The following is a 19,877-nucleotide window of genomic DNA, read 5'->3' as shown; positions in this document are numbered from 1 at the left end:
CGGCGGCACTAACCCTTATTAAACATCCTTGGGTTACTCTGGCAGGACAAGATCGCGTCAAGTCCGCCTGCCAGGAGTAACCATGCCGGAGAAAGCCCAGATCATCCAGGTTCCCAACACCCTGCGCGCCAAGGTGGGCGGGCGTCTGGGCGCGCTCGACGCGGAATCGATCGCCAAGGCCGAAGCTGCCCTGGCCGACCTGTCGACGCAGTTCGACTCGTGGCTTCTGGAAGAGGTCAAGAAACTCGAAGATGTCCAGGCGGTCATCAAGGTCGAAGGCCTGAATGAAGTCAATGTCGAGCAGTTGTTCTACCGCGCCCACGACCTGAAGGGGCTGGGCACGACCTACGGCTATCCGCTGATCACCCGTATCTGCGGTTCGCTGTGCAAGATGATGGACGACGAAACCAAGCGCGCCCAGGCCCCGCGCCTGCTGGTCGATGCACATATGGATGCCGTCCGCGCCATCGTCCGCGACCAGATCAAGGAAGAAAACCACCCGATGGGACGTGTCCTGGCTGAAGCGCTGGAAGCGCGGGTCAAGGAACACCTCGACAACGCCGACAAGGCGTAACAGCGAACGGACCCGGAGACGAAAAAGGCGGCCTTTGCGGGCCGCCTTTTTTTATTGGGTTAGTGTGCGGATCAGGCCGCGGCCTTCGGCGCGATGGTCATCCCGGGACCGGCCGTTTCCTGGATCTTGTTCCAGCGCCGGCCCTTCGAATCCCGGTCCAGGCGCTCATACAGATAAACCAGGTCCTCACGCGGGGCGAACGGCACCTGCGTCAGGAAACGCTCGATCAACTTCTCCTGGAAGCGCATCGGGTCCAGGTGACCGGCTTCGGCCATCAGGGACTGGTAGGTGTCGACGGCGATGCGGAAGGTCTGGAACATGCGGCCCGGCAGGCCGGCACGGTCATAGACCGCCCGCAGGCCCAGCGAACCGGCGTCATGCACCATCAGCCAGGTGCGCTCATGCGGCACGCCCGACAGCTCGGCCAGAGCATGTTCGAAGAAACCCATGTGACCGCGCGCCAGGGCCCGCAGCATCAGGGACGGCGTCAGCCGGTTGGTCGACATCAGGTGCTTGGCCAGCCCCTTGGGGTCCATGCTGGCGCCGGTCTGGTCGGCCATGTCCAGGGTCGCCCGTTCCTGGGTCGCCTGGACCAGCTCGACGGCGGTCTCCGGCTTGATGGCGTGACGGGTGATCAGTTGCTCACGCAGGGCGGTCGAGACGATATGGACCAGGCGCTCGCTGACCGACACCGGCAGCAGTTTACGGTTGATCAGGACGCTGTGGACGACTTCGGAGGTGCCGAAACGGTCCATGACGCGGTTCATGCCGCCGTCGCTGAACTTGGCATTGTCATTGGCGCAGGCGATGACCACCGCTTCTTCGACGCCGGTTTCGGCCAGGGTGGTCGTCACGGCTTCGGACAGGGCGTCGCGCTTGGCGATGGCGATCTGGCGGGTCGGGCCGCCGGTGCGGATGATTTCGCGCAGGTCCTGGTCGGTAAAAAGCGGCGAATGGGTCAGGACCGGCACAGCCACCGTCGTCACATCCTGGGCCAGCTTCATGGCGACGTCGTGCGGCAGCAGGTCCGAGGTGCGCAGGGTGACGGCCAGGGCGCGGCGCACCAGTTCGGCCGCATCCTGAGACAGCATGCGGATGATTTCCTGGGCGGCTTCGCGGTCGCCGTCGGCCATATCGCTGCGTTCCATGACGCGGCAGATCTTATGCGTGGCGACGGCGCGGTCGTCGGCATTCTCGCTCCGGACCAGACGCTTGATGTCGGCGTCGGAGAGAACGGTACGCTGGGACAACAGACTGAGGGCGGACATGGTCATGTTCCTTGGGAGTTCGGGCGCACTACGCCTTAAGTCTCCAAGTTTCGCGCCTAAGACCTAACAACTCCTTTATTCGCGACCTTAAGTTCGGGTTTACTATAAAAATAAGCGGTTTGGTTGCGCACATGCGCGTGATGCACCGGGAAGTAACGGCATGGCAATCTGTCTTTGTTAGGGTGGCGGCATGCGTACCCTGCTCCCTGCCCCCGCCTCGTCACCCTTTCCCTCTGGTCAGGACGTCGTCGTCACCGATTTCGGCCTGCGGGCGCAATCGCGCCTGTCGCCGTACGTCATGGGCTTTTTCGGGATCGGCGTGCCGGTCTTCGTGTGGAGCGCCCAACTGGGCCTGTCGACCTGGCTGTTCGCCTCTTACCTGATCCTGTTCGTTATAAACTGGACCGCCTTCATGGTGCTGAAAGGCCAGGCGGAAAAGCGCCAAGCTATCGAGCCGGCCGATCTGGAGCAACGCAGAGCCCTGGCCCGCGCCCGTCTTTGGCGTCAGGGTGTCGGCGGCGCCATCTGGGCGGTCAGCCTGGTCGTCATATCGCTGTCGGCGGCGACGGCCGGACCGGGCGCCCAGATGTTCCTGATGGTCTGCGCCGGCGCCGCCGTCGGTATCATCTTCTTCTCCGCCCCGGTGCTCCTGCACCTGCTGGTGTTGGGGCCCATCGCCATTGCCGGCCCGATCCTGGGCATGCAGTCCCTGCACGAAGGGCCGCAACTAAGCCAACTGATGACCGGTGGCCTGGTTCTGGCCCTGGCCATGGGGGTGGTCCTTAACCGCCATATGCGCGACCTTTACCTGTTGCAGCATCGCCAGGAAGAGATCGCCGCCGAACGCGAGGCCGCCCGTGCTGCCACCGACGACGTCAAGGAAGCGCGCATGGCGCTGATGGAAACGCTGCAGCGCGAGGTCCAGACGTCTTTGAAAGGTCTGGAGCAACACCTGGCCCAGGGCCTGACGCATTTGAGCCGCGCCCCGGCGCCGCGTCATCATATCGAAGCCGCCCTCACCGAGGTGGCGCACCTGCAATCCATTCTGGTGACCACGGTCGACAATGACGGCGCCGCCGCCGGCCAGATCGAGGTTGTCGCCGAACCGCTGGACATCGACCTGCTGTGCCAGAAGGTCATGGCCCAGCACGCCCACCTGGCCCAGGGCAAGGAGCTGAGCTTCACCTACAACGCCCAGGCCCTCCCCGACCATGGCGCCGCCATCGGCGATGCCCATAGAGTCGAGCAGGTACTGACCCATCTGGTCTCCAATGCCCTGCTCTATACCCAGCAGGGCCGGGTCGAAATCAAGCTGATGCCGGTGGACGACTATCTGCGCCTGGAGGTGGTCGATTCTGGTCCCGGCCTCAGCGAGGACGAACTGGACCACGCCTTCCAGCCCCACAGCCGCATCCAGCGCACCTCTTCGGGCCATTCCGGCGCCGGGCTGGGTTTAAGCCTGTCGCGGTCACTGGCCGAACTGATGGGCGGACGAATTGGTGGCCAGAGCACGCTGGATGTCGGTTCGAAATTCTGGCTGGATTTGCCCTTCGACAAGACCGCCACGCCGCCGGCACGGCCCGAAGAGGCTTTGGACGGTGTCGAAGAGACCTCCGACCACTCCTTGCGCGTCCTGCTGTTGTCGAACGATTCCCTGCGGGCGGCGCAACTTCGCGATTCTCTGGAGCGGATGGGCCACAAGTGTCTGACCTCGACCTCGCGCGAACGCGCGGTGGCTCTGGCGCGCAAGGCGCCGGTCGATGCCTGCCTGATCAGCACCGGGGCGTTCGAGAATCTGGATGAGCCGGAAAGCCGCGTGAAGCTGGCGACCTTCCTGGACAGCCTGCGCGCGACCCAGGCCGAGGCCAGCCTGAACATCTTGGCCCTGGTGCCGGGCGGCGACCAGGTCGATGACCTTCAGGCCATGGGTGTGCGCCCCTTGCTGTTGCCGCAGAACCGCGAAAGCCTGGCGCGAGCCCTGGCCGCGGTTTAACCCAGCGAGTTGTCGCCCAGGCCAAAGGCCTTGCCCAGCCCCTGCTGGTAGCCGTCGACGCCGTCGCGGCGGTCGCGGGTTTCTTCTTTCTCCGGTCCGAAGGCCGACATCAACTGCGTGTTGAACAACATGCCGGCCTGGCCGTCCTGGCTGCTACCGAAGACCAGGTTGATGATTGCCTGCTCCGACTGGACCTTGTCCCAGCGCGCGATCGTCACGCGCTCGGTGTCCATCTGCGGCGCCGGATCGCCCATCGGCATGGGCGCGCTGCCCCCGGTCTTCGTCAGGTTGGCCATGACCTCAGTCACCGTCCGTGAGCGGCCGTGGCTGTAGAAGATGGTCGGATTGGCCCGCGCTGCCGACGGGAACAACGCGGCCGCCGAAGCGCCCGGCCGGTTCTGCGCCGCCGTGATCAGGTTGGCCGCGCCTTCCGGCCCCAGGAAGTGCGCCGCGTAGAGCTCACCCTGGGTGACGTCACGGCCGATGCGGCCCTTCAGATAGGCGGCGTGACCGGCAGTCAGTTCGGCCCCCATGACCGCAGACGCGTCCGGATCGTAGCGCAGATTGAGAATGTCGCGCCGGGCCGCCGGATTGGTGACGTGATAGCGGCCGTCACGCCCGCGCGTGATCTGGTCGGCATAGGCGCCGTAGCCATGCTTGGCGCCGGCCGACTTCATCGTGCCGAGCCAGGTCTGCTCGATGAACTGAAACAGCCCCGCCGCCGAGGATGTCGGCGCTTTGGCCCGCGGGTTGAGAGAGCTTTCCCTTTGGGCGGTGCGCAATAGATAGTCGAAATTGACCCCGGTGGCGCTGGCGGCGCGTTGCAGCGAACCCATGACTCCGTCCGCGCCGCGGTGAACGGTGCGGCCGACATTGTCGGCGATGCCGGAAAGAAACTGGCCCGGATTGGGGGCCTGGGTGAACAAACGCATGGGGCACTATCCTTAGGGCCATTATCCTCGAGGACAGGCAAATTTTGCCGCATGTGTGGTTAATATGGCGTTTAGAACCGGTTGGGGTCGTAAAGCACCAGTTCCGGTGGAGTTTGTCCGGCCAGCATATCGAGGATCATCCGCGCCGCCAGCGGCGCAAAGATATAGCCGTTGCGGCGCATGGCGGTGGCGACATAGACCCCCGACGACGCGTCGCGGCCGATCATCGGCCAACTGTCCGGCGCGGCCGCACGGATACCGGCGCGAGGCGTCGCCTGGCTCAGGTCAAGCCCCGGAAGAATCTCGTGCGCCCTGGCCTTCAACGCCGCCACGACGGCCGGATCGACCGTCACATCCTCGATGCCGAATTCCATGGTGGCCCCGAACCGGGCGCTGGCGCCGTAATCGGCGAGATAGCCTACCGGTGAGCGGATCACGCCGAAGCCGCCCTGCCCCGGCGCCGCCAGGATATGGCCCTTGATGGCGCTCAAGGCATGGAGCGACGGCACGGCAGCGGCCAGGCCTCGCGAGGCGAAGCCACCGGCGACGACAACCGCATCCGCGCTCAGCACCTCGCCCGATTCGCAGGTTACCGAGGTGGCGGTAACGGCGACGGCATTTCCCATCCGCACCGGCACAGCCTGGGCCAGCGCGGCGAGAAAGCCGCCGGCTTCCAGCAGCATTTCGCCGGCAACCCGCACGCCATTGCAGTCAGCCGCCACAGCGTCGAGATCCTCGTCGATCAGGGCTTCGTAGTCGACGCCCATGGCTTTCAGGCGCGGCGTCACATGGTCGGAGGTATTGTCGCTCTGAGGCCAGACATATCGGCTGCATGCCTGCTGCGCTGCCCGCAGGGTGCCACGGATGGCTTCGGGCCAAGACTCGAACAGGTCGAACCAAGCCTGCTGGGCCGCCCTGAGGCGGCCGAAACTTTCCGGCGATTCGGGATCGTTGAGAGCTTCCAGGGCCGGAGCGATCATCCCGGCCGCGATACCGGAGGCCGTGTCGCCCGTTGCGTCGCGGGCGATGACGGTGACGGCATGGCCACGCGCCTGGGCGGCAACGGCCACGGTCAGGCCAACGATACCGCCGCCGACAATAATGAGAGATGAAGGGAACTGGGCCATGCACCGGCTCTAAGCGATTCCGCCGGTAACGGCCATGCGGCAGATGGGCCGAAAAGCAAAACTCGCGATGGTACCGCCTGCAGGTTTCGAACCGGCTACCTCCAGAGCCACAATCTGGCGCTCTACCAAGTGAGCTAAGGCGGCATATCCATCGTAAGGACGGCGTATCTAACGCGGGACGCCGGGATGATCAAGGCCTTAAGATAAAAAACCTTGGCTCACCCGCGGCGCCTCGCGGCCTACTTATAGCCCTTGGACGCGATATAGGCCTGCAGGCCCTTGATACGGGTCGTGTCCGAGGGGTGGGTCGACATGAATTCCGGCGGCTTGTTGCCACCCAAGGCCATCATGTTCTGCCACAGGGTCACCGATTCGGAGGCCTTGTAGCCCGCCTTCACCATCAGGTCGACGCCGATATAGTCGGCTTCGGATTCCTGCTTGCGCGAATAGGGCAAGAGGATGCCCAACTGGGCACCGAGGCCGCCATAGTTGGCTACGACTTGCTGGACGCGGCCCTTGGTCACGCCGGTCGCCACTTCCAGGCCGACCTGGGTGGCGGCGTTCTGCGAAGCCCGTTCGGCGGCGTGGCGGGCAATGACGTGGCCGGTTTCGTGGCCCAGGACCGCTGCAAGCTGATCGTCGTTCTTGACCACCTTGAACAGGCCGGTATTGACCCCGACCTTGTTACCCGGCAGCACGAAGGCGTTCGGTTGGTCGTTGTCAAACACGACATATTCCCAAGGCTGACCGCCCATCCCGGCCGCGGCGACGATTCGCGCCCCGACTTTCTGGACACGGGCGTTCATGCTGGCGTCCTTGGAAATCTTGGCACTCTTGAGTTGTTCCTGCCAGGCGGCGGCTGCCGCCTGCTGCATCGACGATTCGTCGACCAGAATCAGCTGCGACCGTCCCAGGGCCTCGTTGGTCTCGCAGCCGCTCAGGGCGCCGCCGGCCGCCGCCAAAACGGCAAGGGCCAGGGTGGTCTTCAAGATTTTGCGCATGGCTTCCTCCCTCTCACAGGATAATTGAAGGCCACCTTAGCGCGCCGTTTGCAAAAAAAACATCCTTAATGCGGTTCTTGGCTTAATGCGGTTTTTCGCTCAGGGCCTGAAGTGGGCTTAATCCAGCGTCCATTTCACCGTGGTCCGTAGCTTCGATCCGACGCGGACGTCGCCCTGACTGGTATCGACGCGGCCTTCCTTCTGGACCATGGCCACCGTCGCCTTGCCGAAGCCATAGCCCTTCGGGTTTTCGGACGCCACGACACAGGTCACCCGGCCTTTGGTGTCGGCAACGGTGCATTCCACGGTCGCAGCGCCGATGACCTCGTCGGTTTCGGCCTTGGGAGGATAGTAGCTGACCAGGGCGTCGCTGTCGGGAAAACGCGTCCACCGGGCCGTGACATAGACCGGTCCCGGCGGCGCCGGATCCGCAGCCGGTCCGGTTGAGGGCTCCGGGCCAATGACCGGCGGCGTCTTGCCGTCCCCCTCCACCACGGTATCGGACGGCGGGATGGGAGATGTTTCGACATCGGTCGGGATCACCGTGTCCACCGGGTGAGGCTTGACCGTGGTCGGTGGCGGTTCAGTGGTCTTGATGGGCTTCGGTGGCTCTTCCTTCACCGGCGGCCGTTCCATGATGATGGTGGTCGGCGGCACCGGCTCAACTTGCGGAACAGGAATAGCAAACCTTTGACTGATCATATAGGCCGCCAATGCACCGTGAAGCACAACAGCGATAGACAATCCCAGCCAGAAGGATGGTTTGAGTTTTTTGTCGTTGCGATCGTCGAATATGGCGGAATGAGAACTGTGAACAGCTTCCATGATACTTATATCTCCTGCACATTGTGGAAAAGACAAAAGTGTACCGATGCCATACGAGGTCAAAACCCGTCCGGCTTACTAATCGACCTTAGCCGATAGTACGATATGACTTTTGCTTTACTGCATCAGGATACGCCCATCATGACGCTCGCGCAAATGCGGGAAACCCTTGCAGAATAGGGCTTTGAAAAACGAACACCCCGAAGTCGCCTTCGGGGTGTTCGTTTCCGCACATGAAAAACCCGGAACCTTGCGGTTCCGGGTTTGACGTCTTGGTTCCGGTTAGAACTTGAAGCTGAAGGTCTGTCTCAGCTTTTGTCCCGGTTGAACGAGACCGCCACCGGTATCGACCCGGCCCTTGGATTCAACGGCCCGCTTGGCAGCGGCGCCGAAACCATAGCCCTTGGGCTTTTCGTCGAGAACGTTACAGCGAACCTTACCATCTGCGCTCAGGATTTCGCACTCGATGGTGGCCTGACCTTCGACTTCGTCTTCCGCAGCACGCTCCGGATAGTACTCGTCGAGTTTCGGGAACTTGGCCCACTTTGCGTTCACGTATGTCGGCGCCGGCGGTGCCGGCGGAGGCGGAGGCGAATCAGCGATCTTCACGGGTGGGCGAGGATCTTCGACACGCTCTTCCTTCTTAACCGGTTTTGCCTCGTAGGTTTCCGTCGGGATATTGGTGACGACGGGTTCGCGCGGCTGAATTTGCGGCGGAGGCGGCGCATTCGGCGGCGGAGGCGGAGGTGGAGGTGGAGGCGGAGGCGGCGGAGGTGCCTCCACAATGTCCACATTCACCTTCTCGTCTTGAAACGCGTGTTCCTTGATTTCAAACTTCGCCTTGAGGAAGTAGAAAAGGATGCCCGCGTGGATAACAGCGGCGACCCCGACGGCGATCGCCAAAGACCCTTTGTTGGTCTTGGGGGCGTCGTCGAGAATTGGGTCCCGTTTTCTAATGGGTGCTTCGTCAGCCATATGATTCAAGACCCTCTACTACTGTGCATCATCTTCGCCGACGAGCGCGACGGAGTAGAATCCATTGTCCTGAAGCGCATTCATGACTTTCATGAAATCGGCATAACGGGTCTTCTGATCGCAACGGATATAGATCCGTTCCTGATCCGGGTCGCGTGCACCAATGTTTTTCTTAATGTCGTCACCCAGAGTTTCGAGCGACGTCGGAAAGTCACTGATAAACACGCTACCATCCGTTTGAACCGAAATATAGACCGGCTTCGGCGGGGAAGGTTGCGGCTTGGCAACGGCTTTGGGCAATACCACTTCGATCGACACAGTGGCGAGCGGCGCCGCCACCATGAAGATAATGAGGAGAACCAGCATAACGTCCACGAACGGGGTAACGTTGATTTCCGCGTTCTGATCGACATGCAGTTTCGAGCCACCGCCACCACCTGATAGCTTAGCTCCCATGGTGCTTACGCCCCCTTGTCGAGCTGACGCGACAGCGAGTTCATCAGTTCAGACACGAACTGTTCCGAGCGGATGCCGTAATTGGAGATGGCCGTGTTGAAGATGTTGTACATGACAACGGCCGGGATAGCGGCGATCAGGCCGATACCGGTAGCCATAAGGGCTTCGGCGATACCCGGGGCGACGACGGCCAGGTTGGTCGTGTTCGAGTTGGCGATACCGATGAAGGAGTTCATGATGCCGTAAACGGTACCGAACAGACCGATGAACGGCGAAGTCGAACCCGTGGTAGCCAGGAAGGACAGACCGCCCGACAGACGCTTGGCCAGACCGGCCTGAACGGCGTGGATCGAGGCTTCGGCGCGGGTCAGGGTCGAGTCGCGGTGTTCACCCGAGACCTGCAGGCCGGCTTGCTTGGACAGCTGGACTTCTTCGGTGCCCACGGCGGCCATGTCGGCCAGCGGGTTACCGGCGAACTCGTCCGAGACGGCGATGCGGTTGATGTCGGCGATCGAGCGAGCGCCGCGATAGGCTTCCAGGAAGTTGCTGGAGACGCGGTTCAGCGACGAGAAGTCCAGCATCTTCATGATCAGCAGGATCCAGGAGAAGAGGGACATCAGGACCAGCAGACACATGACGACCTTAACGACGATCGTCGCGCCCAGGAACATGGAGGCAAAGTTGACATCGCCACCGTGCTTTTCTTCGGCAGCGGGGGCGTCGGCGGCCGGAGCGGCGGCCGGAGCGGCGGCTTCCGAAGTGGCGGCGGCCGGAGCCGCGGCCGTAGCGGCCATCGCGGGAGCGCTCATCAGCAGCGCAGCGGCGCCAAGCAGAGCAATGAGCGGATTAGATTTCTTGTGTTCGAGCATTTTTCGCCAATTCCTGATTATGGACCGTACCCGGAGGGGGGCTGACCAAGGACTAAAGGGGGGAAGCGTTACCCCGTGTTGAAAACTAAGAACCGCAAGGAACAACGGGCGCACCCGAAATCCCTGAGCAATCCTTTCGTGTCTGAGCGCGGGCACGTACAGAATTCTGACGGTCCGTATCACGCCATGGCCAGAGCACAAACCCTGCCATTATGAACCATTCCGGTTCAAAAGGCGACCGATTTGTTAACGGTTTGTAACCCGCTACAAATCGGTTTGTGGCTAAATGATCCGGCAAAGCCTTAAACGTCAAGGTGTCAGTTACAGACTTTTCTTGACCGGAACCTCGGTAAGGCCAAACCCTTAGAAAAGGATGAATTAAAAAGCCATATCTGTCCGAGAGTTATTCGCTACATACGTAATAAGACGTGATCCGTCGCCCTGTGAAAAAAATTTTTACGGTGTGGATGAAAATCATCCTCACAGCGCTTCACAGGCGAAATCCGCAGGCGTGGTACAACCCTATGGAGGGGGGCGGGCCTACGAGTCGTTGTGACCGCTAACATACCAACTTAAACAAGGAACTGTCCGGAAACGGACGATCTTCCCCCTTCGCCGGTGCAGGGCGTTGAGGGCGGCGTTACGCTATGTGAAACGCACCTGGATAGTCAGGGGTGAGGCCCCCGCGCCGTTGCGTGCATGCACCCGTGAGGGGGCATGCGGATACCCGCCCGGAGCACCACCTGTGGCGGTGCGACGTCCATACGCTTCAGGACAAGCGTGGGGCGCGTTGAGACGGAGACGCTTAGCGGAACGCAACCCGCTCTAATTTTACATTTATACGCTCCGCACGTTCACACGGTGATGCCGTGGGAACGTGCTTGGCTCCTGGCCAGCGATACGACAGGGTGCCGGCGCGAAGCCGGCGCGCTTTACCACACAATATGGCTGAGCACATCGGCCTGGGTCGCCCCCAGGACCGTAACCGTATTGCCGCCGCCCAGATTGATCAGCACATCCGATCCCATCTGCGTAACGATGGCGCTGTTGACCACGCCGTTCGTGACGGCATGGATATCGATTCTGTCGTTCTGGGAGGCCGAGAAGTCCGTCACTGCGTCCTTCCAGGTGCCACCCAGGAAAACGAACACGTCAGCACCGTCGCCCCCGGTCAGGGTATCGTTGCCAATCCCCCCATCCAGGCGGTTGTTGCCGCTGTTGCCGGTCAAGGTGTTGTTCAGCGAGTTGCCGGTGGCGTTGATATTTGCTGCCCCGGTCAACGTCATGACTTCAACCGCGCGTCCGATCAGCGAATAGGTCACCGAGCTTAACACCGTGTCGGTACCTCCGAAATGGAGTTCCTGAACGTTATCGCCGGCATGGTCGACATAGTAGGTGTCGTCACCCAGCCCCCCGACAAGCCTGTCCGCGCCGGCGCCACCATCCAGCACGTTGTTGCCGGCATTGCCGGTCAGCGTGTTGTTTAGCGAATTGCCGGTGCCGTTCAGGTTGCCTGGGCCCGTCAGGGTCAGGACCTCGACCGCGCGACCGAACAGTGAGTAGCTGACCGATGAGATGATGGTGTCGGTGCCCTCCAGGTGGTTCTCTCCGACGCTATCAGCGGCATTGTCGACGTAATAGGTGTCGTCACCCAGCCCGCCCAGAAGGCGATCGATGCCCGCTCCACCGTCCAGCACGTCGTTGCCGGCCCCGCCATCCAGCGTGTTGTTGCCAGCATTGCCGGTCATCACGTTGTTGAGAGAGTTGCCGGTGCCGGCCAGGTTGCCCGCCCCGGTCAGGGTCAGGACCTCCACCGCGCGACCGAACAGAGAATAGCTCACCGACGAGATGATGGTGTCGGTGCCCTCCAGGTGGTTCTCGCCGACGCTGTCGGCGGCGTTATCGACATAGTATGTATCGTCGCCCAACCCGCCGACCATGCGGTCGCCACCGGCGCCACCGTCCAGCAGGTTATTGCCGGCATTGCCCGTCAGGGTGTTGTTCAGACCGTTACCCGTGCCGTTTACGTGATCAGACCCGGTCAGGACGAGGTGCTCCAGATTGGCGCCGAGGACAAAGCCCACGGAGGACCGCACCGAGTCGATGCCTTGCGACGCGCCTTCGGTCACCACATCACCAAGGGCATCAACGACGTAGGTGTCGTTACCCAGGCCGCCCTGCATCGAGTCGGCGCCGGCAAGACCGTCCAGCCAGTTATTTCCGGCGTTACCGGTCAGCAGGTTGTTGAGAAGATTGCCCGTGGCGGCGAAATGGCCGCTGCCCGACAGAATGAGATTTTCGACATCGGCGCCCAGCGTATAGCTGAGCGAGGCCATCACCCAGTCCGTCCCCTCGCCGGCCGCTTCGGTCACGGTATCGTCGCCATCGACGACGAAGGTGTCGTCGCCGGCTCCGCCGACCAGCGTATCGTTGCCAATACCGCCATCCAGCCGGTTGTTGCCGCCATTGCCGATCAGAGTGTTGGCGCCGGCGTTGCCGGTGCCGACAAGGTCTGCGATTCCCGTGAGGGTCAGATGTTCAAGCTCGCCGCCGAGAGTGAAACTGATGGCGGACCGCACCGTATCGACACCTTCACCGGCGATTTCCGTCACGACATCGCCCTGCGCATTGACGACATAGGTATCGTCCCCTGCCCCGCCGGCCATGGTATCGTTGCCAATGCCGCCGTCGATGAGATTGGCGCCGCTGTTACCGGTCAGCTGATTCGACAGGTTGTTCCCGGTGGCGTTGATGTTCCCGGCACCGCCCAGTCTGAGATTTTCAGCATAGATTCCGGCCAGGGAATAGCTCACGGTCGCCACAATCAGGTCCTTGCCCTCACCAGAGGCTTCGATCACCTTGTCACCCGCCGCATTCACATAATAGGTGTCATTGCCCAGGCCACCGGTCAGGGTGTCGTTGCCGGCGCCGCCGTCCAGAAGATTGTCCCCGGAACTTCCGTTCAGCTTGTCGCCGCGCGACGAACCGGTGAGGTTTTCGAAGCCGGTCAGGGTGTCGTTGCCGGCGCCGCCCGTGGCCTGGCCAGTCGCCAGGGACACAGTCACGGCGACCGTCGCACCGGTATAGCTCACGGTATCTATGCCGGCGCCACCACTCAGGACATCATTGCCCGCACCGCCATTGATGACATCGTCACCCGCGCCGCCGTCCAGAATGTCATAGCCGCCCTTGCCCGTTACGGTGTCGTTGCCGCCGTCGCCGTACAGGGTCACCGACATATCGCCGATCGCCTTGATGTCGTCGTTGCCGTCTTCGCCGTGGGTCGCCGTGGAGTAATAGCTGCCCGTCATCTCGATGGTATCGTTACCGGCGCCGCCGAAGACGTCGCGATAAGCGTAGATGACGTCATCGCCGTCGCCGCCATAGGCCGTCGCCCAGCTGTTGCTGCCCGTATACACAGTGTCGTTGCCGGCACCGCCGTCGGCACGATTCAGATATTGCGAGCCGCGTCCGTCGACGACATCGTTGCCGGCGTCACCATAGAGTTCGTAGGTATAGTAACCGACCGTCAGGCTGTCATTCCCGCCCATGCCATGGAGGCTGGGGACATCGCCATGCCAGGTGCTGCCCGCCCCCTTGATAACGTCGTCGAATTCGCTGCCTTCGATGGCCAGGGCGCCTTCGATGTTCTGGATCGTTCCGCCGCCGATAGTCTGGCTGGTTTTCGCCAGGTCGAAGGTGATGCCCGAGTTCGCCCCCTGGAAGCTGATGTACAGGTAGTCCTCGCCGACGCCGCCGTCGACATTGTCGCCATAGCCGGCCGAGATCGTATCGCCGCCCGCACCGCCATTCAGGGTATCGGTGGCGGCGTCGCGGTCGAGGGTCGCGCCGTCGACGCCCGTAGCCGCCGCCGCATAGAGAACATCGTCGCCGATCCCGCCGTTCAGCAGGTCGCTGCCGCTGTCGCCCTGCAGGGCGTCAGTGCCGCCATTGCCATTGAACGTATCGTTACCGCCCTTACCTACCGCGGTGTTGATGTCCTCGCTGCCGGTATAGCTGTTGTCGCCATCGTCACCGACGAAGTTGAGCACACCGAGGCCGACACCGGCCAGAACCGCATCGATCAGATAGGTCCCGTTCGAGAATCGCATCGCCTCGACGGTGCGGTCCAGCGTATCGGTGCCATCGGGCGAACCCGAACGCAGGTCGACCACCGTAATCAGGTGCGTGACCGCGTCTTCCGTCACCTGATAGTCGCCGACCGCGCCGCTGTAGACCGCGATATCGCCGGTGGTGCCCGTTTCGTTGCCGCCGCCGGTCAGGGTGTCATCCCCGGCGCCGCCCGTCAGCACATCATCTCCGGCATCGCCGGTCAGGCTGTCGTGGCCGGAACCGCCATCCAGCGCATCGGCGGCCGAGTTGCCCGTCAGGCTGTCGTTGCCTGCGTCACCATACATGTACGCCGACATGCCGTTCGTCGCCTTGATGTCGTCGTTACCGTCGTCACCATGGGTCCCGTTGGAATAGTAGCTGCCCGCCATCTCAATGGTATCATTACCGGCGCCGCCGAAGACACCCTGGTACGCATAGATAAGGTCGTCGCCATCACCGCCGTAGGCCGTCGCCCAGCTGTTGCTGTAGGTGTATATCGTGTCGTTACCGGCACCGCCGTCGGCACGATTCAGGTATTGCGAGGCGCGCCCGTCGACCACGTCGTCACCGGCGTCGCCGTACAGTTCCGAGGTGTAGTAACCGACGGTCAGCGTGTCGTTACCGCCCATGCCGTGCAGGACCGGCACATCGCCAGACCCGCCGCTGCCGTTACCGTTGATGAGGTCATCGAATTCCCCACCTTCAATGGCGAGAGCGCCTTCGATGTTCTGAATCGTCGCGCCGCCGATGGTCTGGGTGGCCAGCGACAGGTCAAAGGCGACGCCCGACGTCGCTCCCTGGAAGCTGATGTACAGGTAGTCCTCGCCGGCACCGCCGTCGACATTGTCGCCATAGCCGGCCGAGATGACATCATTGCCGTCACCGCCGTTCAGCGTGTCGGCCGTCGCATCGCGGTCGGGAGCCGGAGGCGTTCCGTACCCGGATGCCGGCCGGTCAATGGAATAGAGGTAATCATTGCCCGTCCCGCCGATCAGCAGATCGCCGCCGGCATTACCTTCCAGGGTATCGTTGCCGCCGTTGCCGTTGAACGTATCGTTGCCGGCCTTGCCGACCGCGGTGTTGTTGTCCTCACCGCCGCCGTAGTTGTTGTCGCCGTCGTCGCCGACAAAGTTCAACACCCCCAGCCCGCCGGCCAGAACCGCATCAAGCAGGTAGGTGCCGTTCGAGAACCGCAGGGCCTCGACCGTTCGATCCAGCGTATCGGTACCGTCCGGAGAACCGGTTCGAAGATCGACCACCGTAATGAGGTGTGTTTCCGTGTCTTCGGTGACCTGGTAGTCGCTGGCGGCACCGCTGTAGACCACGACATCACCGGTCGTGCCCGTCGCGTTGGCGCCTCCCGTGAGGCTGTCATTGCCGGCACCACCGGTCAATTCGTCGTCGCCGGCGCCCCCGTTCAGGGTGTCGTTGCCATCGCCGCCGATAAGGACGTCGTAACCGCCGCTGCCGCGCAGGATGTCGTTCCCCGCCTCGCCATGCAGAATCGCCGCCAGGCCTTCCGCCGCCGAGACATCGTCGTTACCATCGCCGCCATAGGCCGCTTCGCCGTAATAGCTCCACACGATCTGGATGGTGTCATTGCCGGCCCCACCGCGGATGGCGCCATGCGCATAAATCATGTCGTCGCCGTCGCCGCCGTCCGCCGCGGCAAACGTATTGGTGGCAGTGTACAGCGTATCGTTGCCGGCGCCACCGTCGACGAGCTGAAGATATTGCGAGTTGCGTCCGTCGACGACGTCGTTGCCGTCCCCCCCATACAGACCGTCCGTATAGTAGCCGGCGGCGAGACTGTCGTCGCCGCCCATGCCGAAGACCACCGGAGCACTGCCGCTCCAGCCGGAACCTTCGCCCAGGATGGTGTCGTTGAATTCACCGCCTTCGATCCACCCGGCGCCTTCGATATTCCGGATCGTGCCGCCGCCGATGGTCTGGCTCGCCAGGGACAGGTCGAAGTTTACCCCCGTCGTGGCGCCCTGGAAGCTGATGAACAGGGTGTCGAAGCCTTCGCCGCCGTCGACATTGTCGCCGTAGCCGGCGGAAAGCCTGTCGCCGCCATCGCCACCGGCCAGGGTGTCGGCCACGGCATCGCGGTCAAGCGTCGGCGCGACATAAGGGATGTAGTAGTAGGGTTCCTGGTAAGTGCCGATCGGCGCCGCCGAATAGAGCGTGTCTTCACCGATGCCGCCGTTCAGCGCGTCGCCGCCGGCGTCGCCCTGCAGGAGGTCGTTGCCGCCATTGCCGTTGAGCGTGTCGTTACCGCCCTTACCGACCGCGGTGTTGGCGTCCTCGCTGCCGGTGTAGCTGTTGTCTGCGTCGTCACCGACGAAGTTGAGCACGCCCAGACCGACACCGGCCAGAACCGCGTCAACCAGATAGGTTCCGTTCGAGAACCGCAGAGCTTCGACGCTGCGGTCCAGCGTATCCGTCCCATCGGGCGAACCCGAACGCAGATCCACCACGGTGATGAGGTGGGTGACCGCGTCTTCCGTGACCTGATAGTCGCCGACGGCGCCGGTGTAGACGGCGATATCGCCGGTCGTGCTGGCCAGGTTGGCGCCTCCGGTCAGGGTGTCGTTGCCGGCGCCACCGGTCAGCGTATCATTGCCGTCGCCGCCGCTCAGGCTGTCATGGTCCACACCGCCATCCAGTACGTCGTTGGCGTAGTTGCCGGTCAGGGTGTCGGCGCCCGCATCGCCATACAGGATCGCCGCAGAGCCGGTCGTCGCCGTGATCCGGTCGTTACCGTCCCCGCCATAGGTCGAGTTGGAGTAATAGCTGCCGAGGGCTTCGATGGTGTCGTTGCCCGCGCCGCCGTAAACGTCACGATAGGCGTAGATCATGTCGTCACCGGCGCCGCCATAGGCCGTCGCCCAGCTGTTGCCGCCGGTGTACACCGTATCGTTGCCGGCACCACCATCCGCGACGTTCAGGTATTGGGAGCCACGACCATCCACGACGTCGTTGCCGGCGTCGCCATACAGTTCAGAGGTGTAGTAGCCGACCGCCAGGGTGTCGTTACCCCCCATGCCATGCAGGATCGGCACGTCGCCAAACCACGCGATGCCGGCGCCCTTGATATCATCATCGAATTTGCTGCCTTCGATGGCGTAGGCGCCTTCGATGTTCTGGATCGTGGCGCCACCGACCGTCTGACTGGTCAGCGACAGATCGAAGGTGACACCCGCGGTCGCCCCCTGGAAGCTGATATACAGGTAGTCCTCACCGGCGCCGCCGTCGATATTGTCGCCATAGCCGGCCGACAGGACATCGCCGCCATCACCACCGTTCAGTGTATCGGCCGTCGCATCGCGGTCCAGGATGTTGCCATCCGTACCCGGTGCTGCCGCGGCATAGAGATAGTCGCTGCCCGCGTCTCCGTTCAAGACGTCGCTGCCACCGTTGCCTGTGGCCGTGTCATTGCCGGCGCCACCCGTGAAGGATTCGTCGCCCGGACCACCGATGAAATTCGCCATTTGGATTTCCCCTCAAATGGCCGCATATATATGGCTTCCCGCCCCGCGGCCTGCCTCAGTCATGACCAATGTCTGTGACAAGTTCAACGCAAAAATAACGGCGGAATGCGAGCCCGGCCCCATATTCCCCGCAGAGGAGACCTGCCGGCATCGCCGTACACCTCAGGCGGCGTACGCCTGTTGTTTCAAAAACAGCCGGCTCGACAACGATGCAAAGGGAGGAGATGGTGCCTGGAGCCGGAATCGAACCAGCGACACGCGGATTTTCAATCCGCTGCTCTACCAACTGAGCTATCCAGGCCCCTGAACCCGGCGCCTTCGCGCCCGAGGGAGGCAGGTCTATAGGCGAGCCGTTTGCGCTTGGCAAGCCGGAAAGTGAAGTTTTTCAGGCTTCTTCTTCATCAGCCGGACGCGACCGTGGCGGCGGCGCCTCGGTCTCCTCGGCCAGGCTCAGATCGCCATCATCGCCGATCACGTACTCGCCCTTCAGCCAATGGACCAGGTCGACATCGGCGCAGCGTTTCGAACAGAACGGGGCGTAGGTGCGCGCCGCATTGACGACGCCTTCGACGGCTTCGCCATAGGGCTTGCGGCAACGGGTGCAGTAACGGACGGTCACAGGGCAAAAACCTCGGATTTGGGCGCGACTTCCAGGCGCAGCATGGGGGCAAGCGGATCCAGAGATCCCGCAAGCAGCGGGCGCAGCCCGTCGATGACCCCGGCCTGGTGGCGGATGACGATAACACGGCTACGGTCCTGCTCCGACAGGCGGATGGCTTGCCACAGACTATATATAGCGGCGGTCAAGAGATGAAAATCCCCGGCGGGGCGTGCCCCCCACGGCCGGGTGAATTCCAGGGTGCCGAACTTGCCGATCGGGGCGACGACCAGACGCGGCGCCTCAGCGGCAAAGCCCTGCATTAGCAGGGTGCGCAGGCGATCGCCATCATGGCGCTTGCCGATCAGGTCAACCACGACCAGTCCCGCCCGGCCCGACAGGCGCAGGCGACGGCCCAGATCGCGGACGGCGGCTTCGTTGCAGACGCGACCGGCCACGGGCGCAGCGGCGAGGCCGCCTTCGGTACCGCCCGACGAATCGACATCGCAGGCGATCAGGGCGCTGGTGGGCTCTATATGGAGATAGCCGCCGCCGGCCAGGTCGCCGGAAGGCCGGACCGCTTCGTCCTGCGCCAGGTCGATAACGTCGCGATCGAAAACCTCTTCGACGGGCCGGTCGCCGATCAGGCTCACGGCCTGCGCAAGCAGACGCGCCTTCAGGCTTAGGACCGGCGAGAGGCGGCGAAGCTCACCCGTCGCCGGCGCTACATACCGGGCGCGCGCCAGTTTTGCGCCGGCGTTGCGCGATTCGGCGATGATCTCGACCTCGACCGTGGCGCCTTCGTTCAGCCTGGTCAGAACCTCGTTCGGTCCTTCCAGCACGGCATCCTCGCCATCGGCCAGTTTCAGGAACAGCAGATTGCCCGCTTTGGCGCGCAGGCGCGCGACCGAACGCGTCCCCAGCACGCCCAGCGAAGGGTCGTATTCATAGCCCTGGGCGAACAGGTGCGGCTTGCCCTGCCACCAGACCGCGCCGCGGGCCAGGCCGAAGCGGGCCTCGTAATGCAGGGTCAGCATGAATAGCCCGCTCCCTCCAGCAGGCAGCGGGTCTCATACAGTGGCAAACCGACGACGGCGGTGAAACTGCCGACCAGGTGGGTAACGAAGCCCCCTGCCCGCCCCTGGATGCCGTAGCCGCCGGCCTTGCCCAGGCCTTCGTCCGAGGCGGCATAGGCGGCGATCTCGGCCGGGGTCAGCACCTTGAAGGTGATACGGGTTTCGACCACGCGTGAGGACAGTTTGCCCGACGGGGCGATGACCGCGATGCCGGTGTAGATGCGGTGACCACGGCCCGACATAAGCTCCAGGCAGCGGGCGACGTCGGCCGCGTCATGGGCCTTGTCGAGCACGCGGCGGCCGACACAGACCACCGTATCGGCGGCCAGGACGAAGCCGGTGTGAGTTGTAGCGACGGCGCGCGCCTTGTCCTGGGCCAGACGCAGGGCCAGGTTGCGGGGCGTTTCGTCCTTGCGAGGGGATTCGTCGAGATCGGCGGCGGCAATGATGTCCGGCGCGATGCCGATCTGCGCCAGCAGGTCGCGGCGGCGCGGGCTGGCGCTGGCCAAAATAAGCTGTGCCTGCATCAGGGGGCTGCAGTTTTCAGGGACTTTGGCAGCCATGCCTGATCCGGGC

14 protein-coding genes and 2 tRNA genes are annotated in these 19,877 nt (G+C 63.1%); 2 read left to right on the top strand and 14 right to left on the bottom strand.

What is annotated here, in order from left to right; genetic code table 11:
* Nucleotides 1-82: 82 nt before the first annotated feature.
* Nucleotides 83-574, top strand: a complete 492-nt coding sequence (locus tag ABAC460_RS42905) for a histidine phosphotransferase (RefSeq protein ID WP_023455003.1) — start codon at nucleotides 83-85, stop codon at nucleotides 572-574.
* Between the two features lie 71 nt (nucleotides 575-645).
* Here the strand turns inward: ABAC460_RS42905 and ABAC460_RS42900 are convergent, their stop codons facing one another.
* The gene (locus tag ABAC460_RS42900; RefSeq protein WP_031237309.1) at nucleotides 646-1,848 is read right to left on the bottom strand and encodes a DUF2336 domain-containing protein; all 1,203 of its coding nucleotides are present in this window, start codon (nucleotides 1,846-1,848) and stop codon (nucleotides 646-648) included.
* A gap of 184 nt (nucleotides 1,849-2,032) precedes the next feature.
* On the opposite strand from ABAC460_RS42900, the gene ABAC460_RS42895 reads away from it, so the two are divergent.
* Entirely contained in the window at nucleotides 2,033-3,835 is a 1,803-nt protein-coding gene (locus tag ABAC460_RS42895) for a hybrid sensor histidine kinase/response regulator (RefSeq protein ID WP_023455001.1), read from the top strand.
* On the opposite strand, the gene ABAC460_RS42890 is transcribed toward ABAC460_RS42895, so the two are convergent.
* The 13 genes from ABAC460_RS42890 to ABAC460_RS42835 all read right to left on the bottom strand — a co-directional run bounded on the left by ABAC460_RS42890 (nucleotide 3,832) and on the right by ABAC460_RS42835 (nucleotide 19,864).
* Nucleotides 3,832-4,767 (bottom strand): transglycosylase SLT domain-containing protein, encoded by a 936-nt coding sequence (locus ABAC460_RS42890; protein WP_023455000.1) that lies wholly within the window; start codon nucleotides 4,765-4,767, stop codon nucleotides 3,832-3,834. The two genes, ABAC460_RS42895 and ABAC460_RS42890, sit on opposite strands and share 4 nt — an antisense overlap.
* A gap of 71 nt (nucleotides 4,768-4,838) precedes the next feature.
* Nucleotides 4,839-5,894 (bottom strand): NAD(P)/FAD-dependent oxidoreductase, encoded by a 1,056-nt coding sequence (locus ABAC460_RS42885; RefSeq protein ID WP_023454999.1) that lies wholly within the window; start codon nucleotides 5,892-5,894, stop codon nucleotides 4,839-4,841.
* A 68-nt stretch (nucleotides 5,895-5,962) separates the two neighbouring features.
* Nucleotides 5,963-6,038, bottom strand: a tRNA-His gene (locus tag ABAC460_RS42880).
* Nucleotides 6,039-6,133: 95 nt separating this feature from the next.
* Nucleotides 6,134-6,895 carry a M48 family metallopeptidase gene (locus ABAC460_RS42875; protein WP_023454998.1) on the bottom strand — a complete coding sequence of 254 codons (762 nt, stop codon included), beginning with the start codon at nucleotides 6,893-6,895 and terminating at the stop codon, nucleotides 6,134-6,136.
* 117 nt (nucleotides 6,896-7,012) lie between these two features.
* Entirely contained in the window at nucleotides 7,013-7,720 is a 708-nt protein-coding gene (locus ABAC460_RS48580) for a hypothetical protein (protein WP_023454997.1), read from the bottom strand.
* 282 nt (nucleotides 7,721-8,002) lie between these two features.
* Nucleotides 8,003-8,695 carry a hypothetical protein gene (locus ABAC460_RS42870; RefSeq protein WP_031237306.1) on the bottom strand — a complete coding sequence of 231 codons (693 nt, stop codon included), beginning with the start codon at nucleotides 8,693-8,695 and terminating at the stop codon, nucleotides 8,003-8,005.
* Between the two features lie 18 nt (nucleotides 8,696-8,713).
* Nucleotides 8,714-9,151, bottom strand: coding sequence for a biopolymer transporter ExbD (locus ABAC460_RS42865; RefSeq protein WP_023454995.1), 438 nt, complete (start codon nucleotides 9,149-9,151; stop codon nucleotides 8,714-8,716).
* A 5-nt stretch (nucleotides 9,152-9,156) separates the two neighbouring features.
* Complete coding sequence (locus ABAC460_RS42860; protein ID WP_023454994.1) at nucleotides 9,157-10,020, bottom strand: MotA/TolQ/ExbB proton channel family protein; 864 nt, start codon at nucleotides 10,018-10,020, stop codon at nucleotides 9,157-9,159.
* Between the two features lie 932 nt (nucleotides 10,021-10,952).
* Nucleotides 10,953-17,627, bottom strand: a complete 6,675-nt coding sequence (locus tag ABAC460_RS51150; protein ID WP_023454993.1) for a calcium-binding protein — start codon at nucleotides 17,625-17,627, stop codon at nucleotides 10,953-10,955.
* Between the two features lie 225 nt (nucleotides 17,628-17,852).
* Nucleotides 17,853-17,928 (bottom strand) — tRNA-Phe (locus ABAC460_RS42850).
* A gap of 84 nt (nucleotides 17,929-18,012) precedes the next feature.
* A complete protein-coding gene (locus ABAC460_RS42845; RefSeq protein WP_023454992.1) occupies nucleotides 18,013-18,246 on the bottom strand; it encodes a DNA gyrase inhibitor YacG in 234 nt (77 codons plus the stop codon).
* Nucleotides 18,243-19,262, bottom strand: coding sequence for a ribonuclease E/G (locus ABAC460_RS42840; RefSeq protein ID WP_023454991.1), 1,020 nt, complete (start codon nucleotides 19,260-19,262; stop codon nucleotides 18,243-18,245). Before ABAC460_RS42840 ends, ABAC460_RS42845 begins: the two co-directional genes overlap by 4 nt.
* Nucleotides 19,256-19,864, bottom strand: a complete 609-nt coding sequence (locus tag ABAC460_RS42835) for a Maf family protein (protein WP_023454990.1) — start codon at nucleotides 19,862-19,864, stop codon at nucleotides 19,256-19,258. Before ABAC460_RS42835 ends, ABAC460_RS42840 begins: the two co-directional genes overlap by 7 nt.
* Nucleotides 19,865-19,877 lie beyond the last annotated feature (13 nt).

This window comes from Asticcacaulis sp. AC460, from assembly GCF_000495795.1.
Taxonomy (GTDB): Bacteria; Pseudomonadota; Alphaproteobacteria; order Caulobacterales; family Caulobacteraceae; genus Asticcacaulis.
This window is presented reverse-complemented; position numbering and strand designations above follow the sequence as displayed.